We start from the raw sequence: 14,884 nt of genomic DNA on the forward strand, positions 1-14,884 counted from the left end.
TCAGGAGCGGGCGGACAGCAGGCGCAAGGCGTTGGCAGTGACCAGCACGGTGGCGCCGGTATCCGCCAGGATGGCGGGCCACAACCCCGTGACGCCGAACACGGTGGTGACCAGGAACACCGCCTTCAAGCCCAGGGCCAATGCGATGTTCTGGCGGATGTTGGCCATGGTGCGGCGTGACAACGCCACCATCGCCGCCACGTCGCCGACCCGGCCGTGCAGAATCGCGGCGTCGGCGGTTTCCAGCGCCACGTCGGTGCCGCCGCCCATCGCGATGCCGACATCGGCGGCGGCGAGTGCCGGGGCGTCGTTGATGCCATCGCCGACCTTCGCCACCCGCTCGCCGCGGGCCTGGAGGTCGCGGACAATGCGCAGCTTGTCCTGCGGCAGCAATTCGGCATGCGGCTCCACCGCAAGGGCCCGGGCGACGGATTGCGCGGTCCGGGCGTTGTCACCGGTGAGCATCAGCGACCGGATGCCGGCGCGCTCCAGCGCCTCGATCCCGCTGCGGGCGTCGGAACGCGGCTCGTCGCGCAGCGCGATCAGCCCGACGGCCGCCTCGCCGGCCAGCAGGACCGAGACCGTCTTGCCGTCCTGGGCGAGGGCTGCGACCCGATCGGCCTGGTCGGCTGTCAGAACGGAACCGGCGGCCTGCGGCGACAGCAGCGCCATCATCCGTTCCCCTGACCGGCCACCTCCCACCCGGCCGCGCACCCCCGCTCCGGGAAGTGCCGTGACCTCGTCCGCCGCGGCCGGGGCAAGGCCGCGTACCGCTGTTTCGGCAAGCACTGCACGGGCCAGCGGATGGTTCGCCCCCATCTCCAGCGCCGTGGCATCGGCCAGCAGATCCGCTTCGTTTCCCTGGAACGGGATCAGGTCGGTGATGCGCGGCTTACCCTCCGTCAGCGTGCCGGTCTTGTCGAAGGCGACGGCGGTGATGCGGCCCAGCGCCTCCAGCACGGCACCGCCCTTCAGCAACAACCCGCGCCGCGCACCGTTCGACAGACCAGCCGCAATCGCCGCCGGGGTGGAGATCACCAGCGCGCAGGGACAGCCGATCAGCAGCACCGCCAGGGCGCGGTAGACCCACTCCGCCCAGCCACCGCCGAAGGCCAGCGGCGGCACAACGGCGACCAGCGCCGCCACCGCGACGATGCCCGGCGTGTAGAAGCGGGCGAAACGGTCGATCAGCCGTTCGGTCGGCGCCTTGCTTTCCTGCGCCTCCTCCACCAGCCGGACGATGCGGGCGATGGTGTTGTCGCGCGCTGCCGCGGTGACGCGGACGCGCAGCGCACCTTCGGCATTGATGGTGCCGGCGAAGAGGGGGTCGCCAGCGGCCTTGGGCTTGGGCAGGCTTTCGCCGGTAACCGGGGATTCGTCGACCGCGCTCGCGCCGGACAGCACGATCCCGTCCGCGGCCACCCGGTCACCAGGGCGCACCAGGATGACGGAGCCGACCGCCAAGCCGGCGGCGGGGACGGTCTGCGGAGCCGCCCCGTCCCGCTCCAGCAGGGCGGTATCGGGCACCAGCGCGGTCAGGCCGCGGATGCTGGACCGCGCCCGGCCGGCCGCCACCCCTTCCAGCAACTCGCCGACCAGGAAGAGGACCAGCACCGTCGCCGCCTCCTCAACCGCACCGATGACCAGGGCGCCGACGGCGGCGATGGTCATCAGCGTCTCGATGGAAAAGGGCGTGCCGGCCCGCGCCGCCGCCAGGGCACGCCGTGTCACCGGCACCAGCCCGACGGCGAGCGCCAGCGGAAAAGCCCAGGGCGCCGTCGCCGGAACCAGCATGCCGAAGGCCGTCGCAAGGGCGAGCGCGGCGCCTGCCGCCAGGGTCAGCCGCGCCTTGCGTCCGCGCCACCAGGGCTCATCGCCCTGCGGATGGCCCTGGGAATGGGTATGGGTATGCTCGCCGACATGATCGTGCCCGTGGTCATGGCCATGCTCATGTCCATGATCGCAACAGCCTCCGCCGCAGGACGCTACCGGGCCGGCCTCGACAGGATCGGCGGGGGTGGCGCCATAGCCCAGCGCCGCCAGCGGCCGGACCACCGCGTCGGCCGCCAGTCCGGCCTCATGGGCGACGGTCACCGTCCCGGCCGGCACCGACACCCGCACCGCCTCGATCCCCGGCACCCGGCGCAGCGCCGTCTCGATCTTGGCGGCGCAGGACCCGCAATCCATGCCGGAGACCCGGTAGCGGCTGGTACGGCGGCCGGTCTCGCCGGTGTGGATGTCGTCCTCGATCCCATGCATGGCAAAGCTCCTTCTGCCGGCCCATTGCCGCCGACGGATACCGAGCCTAAAATCTCCAGCGACTGGAGGATCAAGAGGGAAATTCGACCAATGGCCAATCCGACGCCCAGCCTGACGATCGGGGCGCTTGCCGCGCGGACCGGCGTGAAGATTCCGACCATCCGTTATTACGAGAGCATCGGCCTGCTGCCGGAGGCGCCGCGCACCGGCAGCAACCGCCGCACCTACGACGATGCCTCGGTCCGGCGCCTGCGCTTCATCCGCCATGCCCGCGAGCTGGGCTTCGAGGTGGAGGCGATCCGCCGGCTGCTGGCCCTGGCCGACCAGCCGGCCCAACCCTGCGACCAAGCCGACCAGCTGGCCCGCGCCCATCTGGCGGAGATCGAGTCGAAGATCACCCGGCTGGAGGCCCTGCGCGACGAGGTGCGGCGGATGGTGGAGGAGTGCGGACAGGGGGAGGTGCGCAGCTGCCACGTCATCGAAGTGCTTGCCGACCATGCCCACTGCCTGCACGAACGGCACTGAGGCCGTTCTTCACACCGGAACCGCCAGGACGTGCGGCCAGGACGTGCGTCTGCGCGCGCCTCACTGCCCCTTCACGGCAAAGCAGCCTTGGCCGGCGGCTTTCAGGGCGGCACAGGCGGTGGCTGCGTCCGCCGCGGCCAGCCCGGTCAGGCGCGCCTTGTAGAGACCGCCGGAGCGGACGATTTCGGGACTGGCTCCGGCGGCGGCGGTCCCCAGGCGCTTGGCGGTCTCGCGGGCGCTGCGCAGCGCCGCGGCCTGGGTCGAGAAGGCGCCGACCTGGATGCCCCAGGGGCTGGAGGACAGAGCGGCGGACTTCGCTCCGGCACCCGGTTTCGCCGTCGGCACGGCGACGCTCAGCGCCGTGCTGCGCTCGGCTGCCGAAGCGCTGCGGCCGGTGATGACCAGATCCGGTTGGACTGGCCGCGCCGGGGCCGGCCGCGAGGGGCTGGTGGGGCGGTCGAAGCCGGCGTCCAGCAGATCGGCGACACGGGTGTCGCGGGCATCGGCGCTGTGCCCGCCCATCACCACGGCGATCAGGCGGCGGCCGTCCCGTACCGCCGAGGCGGCAAGGTTGAAGCCGGATGCGGCAATGTAGCCGGTCTTGATGCCGTCCATGCCGGGATAGCGCGCCATCAGGCGGTTGTGGCCGTAGACCGTGCCGCCCTGCCAGTCGAAGCTGCGGCGCTGGAAATAGGCGTAGTGGGTGGCGTGACGACGGATCAGCGCACGCGACAGGATCGCCATGTCGCGCGCCGTCGTCCGCTGAAGCCGGTCGGGCAGCCCCGACGCGTTGCGGAACACCGTGCGGCGCATGCCGAGAGCACGGGCGCGGGCGGTCATCTTGGCGGCAAAGGCAGTCTCGCTGCCGCCCAACGCCTCGGCCAGCACCACCGCGGCGTCGTTGGCCGAGCGGGTGACCAGCGCCAGGATCGCCTTTTCCACCGGGATCGTGCTGCCGGGTGCCAGCCACAGCCGCGACGGCGGCATCGACGCGGCATGCCGCGACACCACCAGGGTCTGGTTCAGCCGCAGCGTGCCGCGCTCCAGCGCCTCGAAGGTCAGCATCAGCGTCATCATCTTGGTCAGCGAGGCCGGGTAGGTCGCGGTATCGGCATTGCGCGCCTGCAGGACCGCGCCGCTGCCGGCGTCCATCACGATCTCGGCGGCGACCGGAGACCGGGGAGCCTTGCGGCCGGCCTTGGCCGCAACGGGCGGTGCCGCGAGCAAGGCCGCCAGCAGGATCAGCAGCAGGAGAAGCGACGTCGAGGCGCGGGCGGGCAGAAGCATCGTCTGGGTCCGGCGGTTGGCGACGCCCCGCTGCCACGCGGGCGCTGTCGATGTTGCGTTTCTCCCGCAAGCGGGTCGGTCACCTTGCGGCCATCGGCGTTCCCACCATCCCGCGCACCATGGCGCGGAAGGCATAGCCGGTAAGGACCGGCACCTTCAGGCCGGGATCGCACGCCTGCGCCATCTCCGCCAGCCGACGATCCAGCCGCGGATCGCCTCGCCCACCGACCAGCGCAGCAGGTCCCACAGGCCGGCCACCAGCATGTTCAGGTCGGCGCAATCCGGCGGCGCGGTCCTCGCCGGTGCAGAAGTTGGAGAAATGGCTGCCGACGATCCCATCGGGGTCGAGCAGGGAGATGGCGTGATCGCCCACGCTGCCGACCAGCAACTGGAACCGGCGTTCGCCCGAGATGGGCTCCCAGGCGGACACGGTACGCTCATCCTTCATCACAACGGCTTTCCAGGACACGGGAGAAGACATGACGCCCGATAATCCACGGCCGATGCTGACAGGGTCAATAACCCAATGCGAATAGTCAGGTACTATTCCATCGTATCATGGGAATTTTCGCAAGAACAACCGGCCGGAAGGCCTCATCCGGTTGGCGGGCTCGATTCGGGGAGGTGGCCGGGCATGGCGGTTGGATTTGCCACCATCATGCGGCGATCATGCAATCGTCACGGAAAAGGGGCCGGCGTCACGGAAAAGGGGCGGGGCGGCATGCCGCCCCGCGGATTCCCCTTCGCCCTTACGGACCCGGTCTCTCGCACGGAAATTCGCGCGGAAACTCAGCGCGGGGCCAGAACCATGACCATCATGCGACCTTCGACCCGGGGCATCTGCTCGACCTTGGCGATGTCCTGGAGTTGGTCGCGCACACGGACGAGCACGTTCAGACCGAGATCCTGGTGCGCCATCTCGCGACCGCGGAAGCGCATGGTCATCTTGACCTTGTCACCCTCCTCGATGAAGCGGATGGCGGAGCGCATCTTCACGTCATAATCGTGGTCATCGATGTTCGGCCGAAGTTTGATTTCCTTCAGCTCGATGATCTTCTGCTTCTTGCGCGCCTCGTTGGCCTTCTTCTGCTCCTCGAAGCGGAACTTGCCGTAATCGAGGATCTTGCAGACAGGCGGCTCCGCCTGCGGCGCCACTTCGACCAGGTCGAGTTCGGCGTCCGCGGCGGCGTCGAGCGCCTGGCGCAGCGGGACCACGCCGACCATCTCCCCGTCGGCGCCGATCAGGCGGACCATGCGGGCGGTGATTTCTCGGTTGAGGCGCGGGCCTTCGCGGACGGGGTCCGCGTCGTAGAGCTTGGCTATGGTGATCTCCTGTGGTCGTGGAGGGGTTAAAAAGGGCCTGCCCGGAAAACCAGGATCAGCCCAGGATGTCGAGCACAATCTGCCGCAGTTCGCCCCGGGTCAAGCCGGACGGTTCGGGTTGGTAGCGGGAATCCGCCGAATGACCCTTCGCGGCGGCGAATTTGGCTGCTGCGAAACGCGTGGCGGCCATGCCGGGCGCCGACAGGGCGGGGATGGCGGACTGCGGGATGAAATGGCGGTCGGATGAATGGAACGGGGTCGTCATGAAAATCCTCCAGGCCGGATGGGCGGACCGATAAGGATCGGGGGCCGGCCGGCTCTTCGTGTGTGTGACATCTTGAAACAGGAACCGCCGCGGCGGACGCCGCGGGACAGGTTCCGATAAGCGGGGCGGACCCCGGAACGGGCATGCCCCCAAAAAGCCGCCGCTCCCTGGAACAAGGCTCCCCCTCGATGAACCGGAGAGGGCAGGGAGGCGCACCGCATACACGGTGCCGGCCACGTTCGCAGATGGGGATGGGGGCGGTGATTTTCAAGCCGTGGTTTCAAAACATCGCGGGGCCGGCGCCTCGTGCACCATCCGATCCCGCCGTCACCGCCGGGCGGCGGCCCAACGTGTCAGCCGCAGGTAGTCGAGCACGCGCGCGGTGCGCCAGTCCGGCTCCGCCCAGCAGCCGGCATCCCGCGCACGCCGGCAGGCCGCCACCGCCTCCAGCCGGCCCTCGCCGGTCAGCGGCCGCAGATCTGCGGGGACGGTGGCGAGGAAGGCGGTGGCGAACTCCCCGGGCGGCGGCGGGCCGGTCTCCAGCCAGCCTTCGGCATCCTGGAAACGGTCGCGGCACATCAGCCCGATCATATAGTCGCAGGCCGACTGCAGGCCGGGGACCAGACGGCCGGGACTGACCGACAGGATCGGCAGAAGGGGCGCCAGCGTCGGCACCAGATGGTTGGCATAGAGAATCGCCCCCCAATAGCGCTCGGCGGTCTGCCGGAAATGCGCCAGATCGCGCACCGGCACCAGTCCGGACGCCTCGATCGGCAGGATTTCCACCTTCGGCTTGGTCACGACCACCGTGTCGTTCGACACGTCGACATAGAGGGAGCCGACCTGCAGCGCGTTCTGGAAATATTGCTCGCGCAGGACACCCCAGACGCTCTGCAGAATGCCGCCATCCTCGACGAAGGCGCGGAGCGCCTGCTCCACCGGGCCGTCCGGCCGGGCCAGACGCTGCGACAGGCGGGCGAAGAGGTCGCGGGTGATCTCCTCGCACCGGCCATAGGGGTAGGGCTTGCCGCCGGCCGGCGGCAGAGCGGCGAGCGCCCGGTCGCTCTCCCCGCGCAGGGCCATGAAATAATCGTAGAGCGCCTCCGGGTCGCCGCCGAGATGACGGGCAGTCAGCGCCGACTGGCGGCCGTCCGCCGGGGCGATCTGCTGGGGCAGGAGGGAAGGGGGAGGGGGCGTCATGGCGGGCGGCATCCGTCGGTTCGAGGGAAACTGCCACCCTTCGCGGTCCCGATGCCAGGGTTTCCGGCCCAAGCGGCCAAAGGACCGGCCAACGGCCCCGATGCGGAGCGGGGGGCGGAACGGGGGGTTGCGCAAAGCCGTGGCGACCGTCACACATTCCGCTGCCGCAGGCGGGACAGCCGTCCGGTCAGCCGGCTCCCCCATTTCAAAGCGTCGATACGGAACGGCATGATGAGCACACCGGACACCGCGCCCGATATCCAGGCTTCCGACATCGGAGCCCTGGAAAGCGCCTATCGCAGCCGCAGCGCGCGGATCGCCGTGATCGGGCTCGGCTATGTCGGGCTGCCGCTGGCACTGGCGCTGACGGGGGCGGGCTTCACGGTGGTCGGCTTCGACATCGACCCGGCGAAGACGGAGGCGCTGAACGGCGGGCGCTCCTACATCCGGCAGATCGGGAACGACCGGATCGCCCAGGCCGTGGCGACCGGGCGGTTCCGGGCGACGACCGACGCCGACGCGTTCGCGGCCTGCGACGCGGTGATCGTCTGCGTGCCGACGCCGCTGTCGCCGCAGCGCGAGCCGGACCTGAGCTTCGTCGAGGCGTCCACCCGCCTGATCCGCGACCGGCTGCGGCCGGGCCAACTGGTGGTGCTGGAATCGACCACCTGGCCCGGCACCACCGACGAGGTGATGCGGCCGATCCTGGAGCAGACCGGGCTTGCCAGCGGCCGGGACTTCTTCCTGGCCTATTCGCCCGAGCGCGAGGATCCCGGCAACATCACCTTCACCACCAGCACCATCCCCAAGGTGGTCGGCGGCGACGACGAGGGGGCGCGGCGGCTGGCGGTGGCGCTCTACGAACAGGTGGTGCCGCAGGTGGTGGCTGTGTCCGGCACGCGGGCGGCCGAGGCGACCAAGCTGACCGAGAACATCTTCCGCTCGGTCAACATCGCCCTGGTGAACGAGCTGAAGATCGTCTTCGAGCCGATGGGCATCGACATCTGGGAGGTGATCGAGGCGGCGAAGACCAAGCCCTTCGGCTTCATGCCCTTCTATCCCGGCCCGGGGCTGGGCGGCCACTGCATCCCGATCGACCCCTTCTACCTGACCTGGAAGGCGCGCGAGTACCAGATCTCCACCCGCTTCATCGAGCTGGCGGGAGAGGTCAACACGATGATGCCGCGCCATGTGGTCGACCGCCTCGCCCTGGCGCTCGACCGCCGGTCCGGGATCGGGCTGAGCCGCGCGCGCATCCTGCTGGTCGGCATGGCCTACAAGAAGAACGTCGACGACAGCCGGGAATCGCCGGGCCTGCGGCTGATGGAGATGCTGCTGGAGCGCGGGGCGGCGGTCGAGTACCACGACCCCTTCATCCCGGTGCTGCCGGTCACCCGCGAGCATGCGGCGCTCGCCGGCCGCGCCTCCATCGCCTGGGAACCCGGGACGCTGGCAGGCTTCGACGCGGCGGTGGTCGTGACCGACCATGACGTCGTCGATTACCAGAGCCTGGCCGCCCATTGCCCGCTCGTGGTCGATACCCGCAACGCCATGCGCGCCGTGGAGGGCTTCGCCGACCGCATCGTGAAGGCCTGACGCCGGGGCGGGGAAGAGGCACCGGCCGGCATCTGGAACAGCGTGAAACAGGGGGCGGGATCCTGTTCCATCCGCAGCCCTGTCGACGGCGGTGGTGGTGGTGGCGGCGGAGCATGGAACAGCATGAAACACGCCGACGCTTCCCGTTCCATCCGCCGGCCCGACGGCGGATGAGGATGGAACAGCGTGAAACACACCCCGCGCTTCCGTTCCATCCGCCGGCCACGGCAGCAGAAGGGGAAGGGGAAGGACAGGCAGGCGGTCCCGGTGGAGGACGTCGAAGGCGGCGGGCATGGCGTCGGCTCCGTGAGACGCTGGATCCGACGCCATTTTATAGGAATTAGTTCCCGATAGGGGACATTAAGTCGATGGGAATGCGGCAGGAGGGGTCCGGCCGGGTGGCCGACCCCCTCCCGTGGGCCGGGATCAGAGTTCCTCTTCGCCGCCGAAATCGCCCCAGCCGCTGTCTTCCACCGCCTGCTCGGCATGATCGGTGGCGGCGGTGGCCGCATCGGTGGCGGCGGTGGTGGCCTCCTGGGCCATGGCCTCGCCGCCGGAGAACATGCTGGAGAGCGCGCTGCCGATCAGCATGCCGCCGGCGACGCCGGCCGCGGTCTGCATGGCACCGGCCATGAAGCCGCCGCCGGCCCGCGGCTGCTGGGCGTAGCCGGCGACGCGCGGGTCGCCGTAAGCCGGGGTGGCGGCCGGCGGCCGGCCCCAGGGCGACCCGGCCGGCATGGCGGGGGAGGGGGCAGCGGCAGCCGGGGCGGCGGCCGGATATGACGGCTGCGGGGCGGGCTTGCCGCTGCCGCCGAACAGGCTGCCGAACAGCCCGCCGCCGCCGGACGGAGCGGCGGCGGGAGCGGCAGGACGCTCGCGCAGCTGGCGCTCCAGCTCCTCGTTGCGGGACTGGCTGGCGGCGAGCGCCTGTTCCATCATCACGATGGCCTGCGCCATCAGATAGGGGGCTGCCGGCTGGCGGGCGATCCGGTCGCGGATCAGCCCCTCGGCCTCGGGATCACGCGGGCCGGATTGCGCCTCGGCCTGGTGCAGCTTGGCGAACAGGTCGTCGATGATCTGGCGTTCGGTCTGGTCCATGGCGATGCTCGTCTTCATGAAGAGGTTGCGGAAAACGCCCCCGCGCCCCGATGGGGCAGGGTGCCGGCAGTCCGGGCGCCGGCAGTCCCGAATGCTGCGCGGATGCCGGCCGCGCACAGGGGGCGGCAGGAGCGGCCAGGGGCGCTAGCGGGGACGGGGAGTTTCGGGAGCCGGGGGCGGGATCTCAGGGTCGAGGACATCTGTCCCTCCAAGTGCGGTCACGCCCGTCGGCGCAAGAGCAGGTGAAGAGATCCGACATCGCGACCACGTCTAAGTCGCCAGAGGGGCCCGGATCCAGGTGATGAGCACGTGGCCCCGCCCCCGCCCCCTGTCAAGACGCCCCGTTCGCCTTTTCCTTCCGGAAGAACACATCGGAAAGATCGCAGGAGAGAGGAAAGCCACGCTGTGGACGGCGTGCCGCCCGACAGGCCTGGGATTCCGGGTAACGCGGCGGACGGCCGGGCCGCTCAGGCGGCGCGGATGCCGCTCAGGAAGGTTTCCACCTCCTGCCGCAGCAGTTCCGACTGGCGCGCCAGCTCGCCCGAGGCGCCCAGCACCTGGCTGGCCGCGGCGCCGGTCTGGGCAGCCGCCTCGCTGACGCCGCCGATGTTGACGCTGACCGACGCGGTGCCGCTGGAGGCCTCCTGGACGTTGCGGGCGATCTCGGCCGTCGCCGCACCCTGCTCCTCGATGGCGGAGGCGATGGAGGTGGCGACCTCGCTGATCGTCGCGATGGTCCGGCTGATGCCGCCGATCGCCTGGGCCGCGCCGTTGGTGGCGCCCTGCATCGAGGCGATCTGGGTGCCGATGTCCTCGGTCGCCTTGGCGGTCTGGGTGGCGAGGCTCTTCACCTCCGCCGCCACGACGGCGAAGCCCTTGCCCGCCTCGCCGGCGCGCGCCGCCTCGATGGTGGCGTTCAGCGCCAGCAGGTTGGTCTGGGTGGCGATGCCGTTGATCATCTGCACGATCTCGCCGATCCGCTGCGCCTGCTCGACCAGCCCCTGGATCCGGGCGTTGGTCTGCTGCGCCTCGCCAACCGCCTGGTCGGCGATGGTGGTGGAGCGCGACACCTGTCCGCTGATCTCGGTGATGGAGGCGGTCAGCTCCTCCGTCGCCGCCGCGACGGCCTGGACGTTGGACGAGGCATCGACCGCGGTGCCGGCGGCGGCGGACGCCCGCGCATTGGTCTGCTCGGCGATGCCCGACATGCTGTGCGCCGTCTGGCTCAATTCAGTGGCGGCGGCGGACAGCGTGCGCAGGATGCCGCTTACGGTCGCTTCGAAGTGGCGGACCAGCCGTTCGACCTCCGCGGTGCGCCGCTCCTTGGCGGTGCGGTCGGCCGCCTGCTCGGCCTCCAGCCGGTCGGCGGTCCGCAGCGCGTCGCGGAAGGTGACGACCGCGGTCGCCATGGCGCCGACCTCGTCGCCGCGCGCCGCGTCCGACAGGTCGACGCCGTAGTCCTTGCGGGCAAGGCGTCCCATGCTCGCCGTCAGGCGGGCCAGCGGCTCCACGACGCTGCGGCGGGCGATCGCCAGGGACAGCAGGGCGCCGGCCAGCATGCCGATCAGCCCGACCGCCACGACGACGGTCTTCACGAAGCCCTCGGTTTCCTCCACCTCGTCGGTGAGTTGGGCGATCCGTTCCGTCCCCGTCTCGATGATCGGATCGGTCAGGGCCGAGGCCGCACGCTCGCTGCTGCGCACCTCGCTGCGGAACAGGGCCGCGGCGGCATCGCGCTGCCCGGCCAGGGCAAGGTCGCGGGTCTTCGCCAGGGCGTCCATGACCTTGACCTGCAGCGGGCCGATTTGACCGGCGGCCGGATTGCCCGACGCGGCGAGAAGCCGCTCGAGCCGGCGGTTCCTTTCCGCCATTTCGTCGGTGCGCGCGCCGAACCGCTCGCCGATGGCCGCCTGCGTCGCGGCATCCTCGACGATGAGGTTCAGGGCGTCGCGCTGCAGGGACCGGCTGATCGACCGCAGTTCCGACGCGGTCAGGACCATCCGGTCCATCTGGATGAGAGCCCGGTTGGTCGAGGCGATGCGGTTCAGCCCCCAAACGGAGGTGCCGCCGATGGCCGCCGAGACGGTCGAGAGAACCAGGACCGGCAACAGGATCTTGGTGGAAAGCTTCATAGCGGCCTCGCGGAATGGAGTGAAAGGCCGGAAGGTCACTCCACCGGCACAAAAAAGTGAATTGCCATGTCCTCGTTAATAAAGAGCAATATCAGGACATGCGCACCTAGGGGAAACCACTGATTTTCCGATAAACAGGCAATGGACTCGAATAAATTGAAACTTATTCACTGGAATCCCGCCCAGGTTCTTCGCTGTCTATGCAAGGGGTTTTATTGGATCTTATCTCGCAATAAAATTTCTTCAGCGGGAAATTCATATTCCTGCCGTTCATATCCGCTTCATGGCCAAGCACGATCTCGCCCGACACGGCAAGGAATCCGGACAGGCAAAAGGAAGAAGGGCGGCTTGGGGCCGCCCTTGGCAGAGTGTCCTTGGAGAGTGCTCTTGGAACCGGCATGGCCGCGGCCATGCGGGAGAGGTCAGATCACCCCGCGCCGCCGCAGATCCCCGATCACCTGGGCGACCATCTCGTCGGCGGTCCGTTCGGCGCCCTTCAGCGTGATGTCCGGGGCTTCCGGCGGCTCGTAGGCGCTGTCGATGCCGGTGAAGTTGGGGAGCTGGCCGGATCGTGCCTTCCGGTAGAGCCCCTTGGGGTCGCGGGCCTCGCAGACCTCCAGCGGCGTGTCCATGAAGATCTCCAGGAACTCGCCGTCCTCGACCAGGGAGCGCGCCATCCGGCGCTCGCCGCGGAAGGGGGAGATGAAGCTGACCAGCACGATCAGCCCGGCCTCCACCATCAGCTTCGCCACCTCGGCAACGCGGCGGATATTCTCCACCCGGTCGCCGTCGGTGAAGCCGAGATCGCGGTTCAGGCCGTGGCGGACATTGTCGCCGTCCAGGATCATGGTGCGGCGGCCCTGCCGGTGCAGCTCCTGCTCCAGCCGGTCGGCGACGCTGGACTTGCCGGAACCGGACAGGCCGGTGAACCACAGCACGCAGGGCTTCTGCATCCCCCCGGCCCGCGCCGCCTTGTCCAGCTTCGAAGCGTGGCGGTGGATGTTGGCGGCACGGCGCAGGGGGAAGCGGATCATGCCGCAGCCGGCGGTGGCGTTGGTCAGCCGGTCGATCAGGATGAAGCTGCCGGTCTCGCGGCTGTCGGCATAGGCGTCGAACGGGATCGGCCGGTCGAGCGCCAGATTGCAGAAGCCGACGTCGTTGAGATCCAGATGCTTGGCGGCGGCATGCTCCTGGGTGTTGACGTTGATGGCGTGCTTCAGCTCGGTCACCTGGGCGCCGACCGTCGCCGTGCCGGCCCGCAGCAGATAGGAGCGGCCGGGCAGCAGCGGCTGCTCGTCCATCCACACAACATGCGCCGCGAACTGGTCGGCGACCTCCGGCCGGCCGGCGGCGGCGGCGATCATGTCGCCGCGGCTGGCGTCGACCTCGTCGGCCAGCACCAGGGTGACGGCCTGGCCGGGAACCGCCACCTCCAGCTCGCCGTCCATGGTGACGATGCGGGACACCCGGCTGGTCCGCCCGCCGGGCAGGATGGCGACGGCATCGCCGGGGCGCAGCGGGCCGCCGGCAACCGTGCCGCAGAAGCCGCGGAAATCCTGGTGGGGCCGGTTCACCCACTGCACCGCCATGCGGAAGGCGCCGAGCGTCTCTTGCGCCGAGGCGTCCACGCTCTCCAGATGGCCGAGCAGGGTGGGGCCGCCGTACCAGCCCATGGCCGGGGACGGCGCCGCGACATTGTCGCCGGTCAGGGCAGAAACCGGGATGCAGGTGACGCCGGCGATGCCGATGCGCTCCGCGAAGGCGCGGTAGTCGGCGGCGATGCGCTCGAAGGTCCCGCGGTCCCAGCCGACCGCATCCATCTTGTTGACCGCCAGCACGACATGGCGCACGCCCAGCAGCGAGACGATGGTGCTGTGGCGCCGGGTCTGGGTCAGCACGCCCTTGCGCGCGTCCACCAGCAGGACGGCGGCATCCGCGGTCGAGGCACCGGTGACCATGTTGCGGGTGTACTGCTCGTGGCCGGGCGTGTCGGCGACGATGAACTTGCGCCGTTCGGTGGTGAAGAAGCGGTGGGCGACGTCGATGGTGATGCCCTGCTCGCGCTCCGCCGCCAGCCCGTCGACCAGCAGCGCCAGATCGAGCTGGCCGGCGCCGGTGGTGCCGAAGCGGCCGGAGTCCGTTTCCAGCCCGGCCAGCTGGTCCTCGAACAGGCAGTGGCAGTCGTAGAGCAGCCGGCCGATCAGCGTCGACTTGCCGTCGTCCACCGACCCGCAGGTGATGAAGCGCAGCAGATCCTTGCCGTCGTGGCGGGCCAGATACGCCTGCACGTCCATGGGAGCATCGGGAGGGGCAGGGAGGGCGGGATCCTTCGGCATCAGAAGTAGCCTTCCTGCTTCTTCGCTTCCATCGAGGCGGCGGCGTCCTGGTCGATCATCCGGCCCTGCCGTTCCGAACTGGTGGACAGCAGCATCTCGCGGATGATCTCGGGCAGGGTGGCGGCGGTGCTGCGCACGGCTCCGGTCAGCGGGTAGCAGCCGAGCGTGCGGAAGCGCACCCAGGCCATCTCCGGCGTCTCGCCGGGCCTGAGCGGCAGCCTGTCGTCATCGACCATGATGAGGGTGCCGTCGCGCTCCACCACCGGGCGGGGCTTGGCGAAATAGAGCGGCACCACCGGGATGCCCTCCTGCTGGATGTAGTGCCAGATGTCCAGCTCGGTCCAGTTCGACAGCGGGAAGACGCGGATGCTCTCGCCCTTGTGGATGCGGCCGTTGTAGAGGTTCCACAGCTCCGGCCGCTGGTTCTTCGGCTCCCAGCGGTGGGTGGCCGTGCGGAAGGAGAAGATGCGCTCCTTGGCCCGGCTCTTCTCCTCGTCGCGCCGTGCCCCGCCGAAGGCGGCGTCGAAGCCGTGGGCATCGAGCGCCTGTTTCAGCCCTTGCGTCTTCATCACGTCGGTGTGGACGGCCGAACCGTGGCTGACCGGGCCGATGCCCCGGCGCACCCCCTCCCGGTTGACGTGCACAAGCAGGTCGAGCCCGAGATCCCGCGCCATGCGGTCGCGGAAGGCGATCATCTCCCGGAATTTCCAGCCGGTGTCGACATGCAGCAGCGGGAAGGGCGGCCTGGACGGGTGGAAGGCCTTCATCGCCAGATGCAGCAGCACCGAGCTGTCCTTGCCCACCGAATAGAGCATGACCGGCTTGCGGAACTGGGCCGCCACCTCGCGCATGATGTGGATGCT

The 14,884-nt window shown here is 69.8% G+C and carries 12 protein-coding genes; 2 read left to right on the forward strand and 10 right to left on the reverse strand.

Annotated features, from left to right (window positions below; genetic code table 11):
- Positions 1–2,259 carry a heavy metal translocating P-type ATPase gene (locus tag ABMY26_RS36300; RefSeq protein ID WP_372400595.1) on the reverse strand — a complete coding sequence of 753 codons (2,259 nt, stop codon included), beginning with the start codon at positions 2,257–2,259 and terminating at the stop codon, positions 1–3.
- Between the two features lie 90 nt (positions 2,260–2,349).
- Between ABMY26_RS36300 and ABMY26_RS36305 the strand changes: the two genes are divergently transcribed.
- Positions 2,350–2,784: a helix-turn-helix domain-containing protein gene (locus tag ABMY26_RS36305; protein WP_372400597.1), complete on the forward strand. Its 435-nt coding sequence runs from the start codon at positions 2,350–2,352 to the stop codon at positions 2,782–2,784.
- Positions 2,785–2,844: 60 nt separating this feature from the next.
- On the opposite strand, the gene ABMY26_RS36310 is transcribed toward ABMY26_RS36305, so the two are convergent.
- The 5 genes from ABMY26_RS36310 to ABMY26_RS36330 form a co-directional block, all read right to left on the reverse strand.
- Positions 2,845–4,071, reverse strand: coding sequence for a D-alanyl-D-alanine carboxypeptidase family protein (locus ABMY26_RS36310; protein WP_372400598.1), 1,227 nt, complete (start codon positions 4,069–4,071; stop codon positions 2,845–2,847).
- 79 nt (positions 4,072–4,150) lie between these two features.
- Complete coding sequence (locus tag ABMY26_RS36315) at positions 4,151–4,519, reverse strand: hypothetical protein (RefSeq protein ID WP_372400599.1); 369 nt, start codon at positions 4,517–4,519, stop codon at positions 4,151–4,153.
- A gap of 341 nt (positions 4,520–4,860) precedes the next feature.
- The gene (gene infC, locus ABMY26_RS36320) at positions 4,861–5,325 is read right to left on the reverse strand and encodes a translation initiation factor IF-3 (RefSeq protein WP_372400601.1); all 465 of its coding nucleotides are present in this window, start codon (positions 5,323–5,325) and stop codon (positions 4,861–4,863) included.
- Between the two features lie 124 nt (positions 5,326–5,449).
- Positions 5,450–5,659: a hypothetical protein gene (locus ABMY26_RS36325; protein ID WP_372400603.1), complete on the reverse strand. Its 210-nt coding sequence runs from the start codon at positions 5,657–5,659 to the stop codon at positions 5,450–5,452.
- A gap of 327 nt (positions 5,660–5,986) precedes the next feature.
- Entirely contained in the window at positions 5,987–6,859 is an 873-nt protein-coding gene (locus ABMY26_RS36330) for a hypothetical protein (protein ID WP_372400604.1), read from the reverse strand.
- Between the two features lie 231 nt (positions 6,860–7,090).
- Here ABMY26_RS36330 and ABMY26_RS36335 point away from each other — a divergent pair, with 231 nt between their 5' ends.
- Positions 7,091–8,455, forward strand: coding sequence for a nucleotide sugar dehydrogenase (locus tag ABMY26_RS36335; RefSeq protein ID WP_372400606.1), 1,365 nt, complete (start codon positions 7,091–7,093; stop codon positions 8,453–8,455).
- A gap of 426 nt (positions 8,456–8,881) precedes the next feature.
- Here the strand turns inward: ABMY26_RS36335 and ABMY26_RS36340 are convergent, their stop codons facing one another.
- The 4 genes from ABMY26_RS36340 to cysD all read right to left on the reverse strand — a co-directional run bounded on the left by ABMY26_RS36340 (position 8,882) and on the right by cysD (position 14,872).
- A complete protein-coding gene (locus tag ABMY26_RS36340) occupies positions 8,882–9,571 on the reverse strand; it encodes a DUF2076 domain-containing protein (RefSeq protein ID WP_372400608.1) in 690 nt (229 codons plus the stop codon).
- A 449-nt stretch (positions 9,572–10,020) separates the two neighbouring features.
- Positions 10,021–11,685 carry a methyl-accepting chemotaxis protein gene (locus tag ABMY26_RS36345; protein ID WP_372400610.1) on the reverse strand — a complete coding sequence of 555 codons (1,665 nt, stop codon included), beginning with the start codon at positions 11,683–11,685 and terminating at the stop codon, positions 10,021–10,023.
- A gap of 422 nt (positions 11,686–12,107) precedes the next feature.
- The gene (cysN, locus tag ABMY26_RS36350; protein WP_372400611.1) at positions 12,108–14,021 is read right to left on the reverse strand and encodes a sulfate adenylyltransferase subunit CysN; all 1,914 of its coding nucleotides are present in this window, start codon (positions 14,019–14,021) and stop codon (positions 12,108–12,110) included.
- The gene (gene cysD / locus ABMY26_RS36355; protein WP_372400733.1) at positions 14,021–14,872 is read right to left on the reverse strand and encodes a sulfate adenylyltransferase subunit CysD; all 852 of its coding nucleotides are present in this window, start codon (positions 14,870–14,872) and stop codon (positions 14,021–14,023) included. The genes cysN and cysD overlap by 1 nt, the downstream gene beginning before the upstream one ends.
- Positions 14,873–14,884 lie beyond the last annotated feature (12 nt).

This window comes from Azospirillum sp. HJ39 (assembly GCF_041507355.1).
GTDB lineage: Bacteria > Pseudomonadota > Alphaproteobacteria > Azospirillales > Azospirillaceae > Azospirillum > Azospirillum thiophilum.

Bases quoted from the DNA above. Each gene is read 5' to 3' on its own strand.
- ABMY26_RS36315 (WP_372400599.1), bottom strand. From the start codon at position 4,519: ATGAAGGATGAGCGTACCGTGTCCGCCTGGGAGCCCATCTCGGGCGAA.
- ABMY26_RS36330 (WP_372400604.1), bottom strand. From the start codon at position 6,859: ATGACGCCCCCTCCCCCTTCCCTCCTGCCCCAGCAGATCGCCCCGGCG.
- cysN (WP_372400611.1), bottom strand. From the start codon at position 14,021: ATGCCGAAGGATCCCGCCCTCCCTGCCCCTCCCGATGCTCCCATGGAC.
- ABMY26_RS36335 (WP_372400606.1), top strand. From the start codon at position 7,091: ATGAGCACACCGGACACCGCGCCCGATATCCAGGCTTCCGACATCGGA.
- ABMY26_RS36305 (WP_372400597.1), top strand. From the start codon at position 2,350: ATGGCCAATCCGACGCCCAGCCTGACGATCGGGGCGCTTGCCGCGCGG.
- ABMY26_RS36300 (WP_372400595.1), bottom strand. From the start codon at position 2,259: ATGCATGGGATCGAGGACGACATCCACACCGGCGAGACCGGCCGCCGT.
- ABMY26_RS36340 (WP_372400608.1), bottom strand. From the start codon at position 9,571: ATGAAGACGAGCATCGCCATGGACCAGACCGAACGCCAGATCATCGAC.
- ABMY26_RS36345 (WP_372400610.1), bottom strand. From the start codon at position 11,685: ATGAAGCTTTCCACCAAGATCCTGTTGCCGGTCCTGGTTCTCTCGACC.
- ABMY26_RS36310 (WP_372400598.1), bottom strand. From the start codon at position 4,071: ATGCTTCTGCCCGCCCGCGCCTCGACGTCGCTTCTCCTGCTGCTGATC.
- infC (WP_372400601.1), bottom strand. From the start codon at position 5,325: ATGGTCCGCCTGATCGGCGCCGACGGGGAGATGGTCGGCGTGGTCCCG.
- ABMY26_RS36325 (WP_372400603.1), bottom strand. From the start codon at position 5,659: ATGACGACCCCGTTCCATTCATCCGACCGCCATTTCATCCCGCAGTCC.
- cysD (WP_372400733.1), bottom strand. From the start codon at position 14,872: ATGCGCGAGGTGGCGGCCCAGTTCCGCAAGCCGGTCATGCTCTATTCG.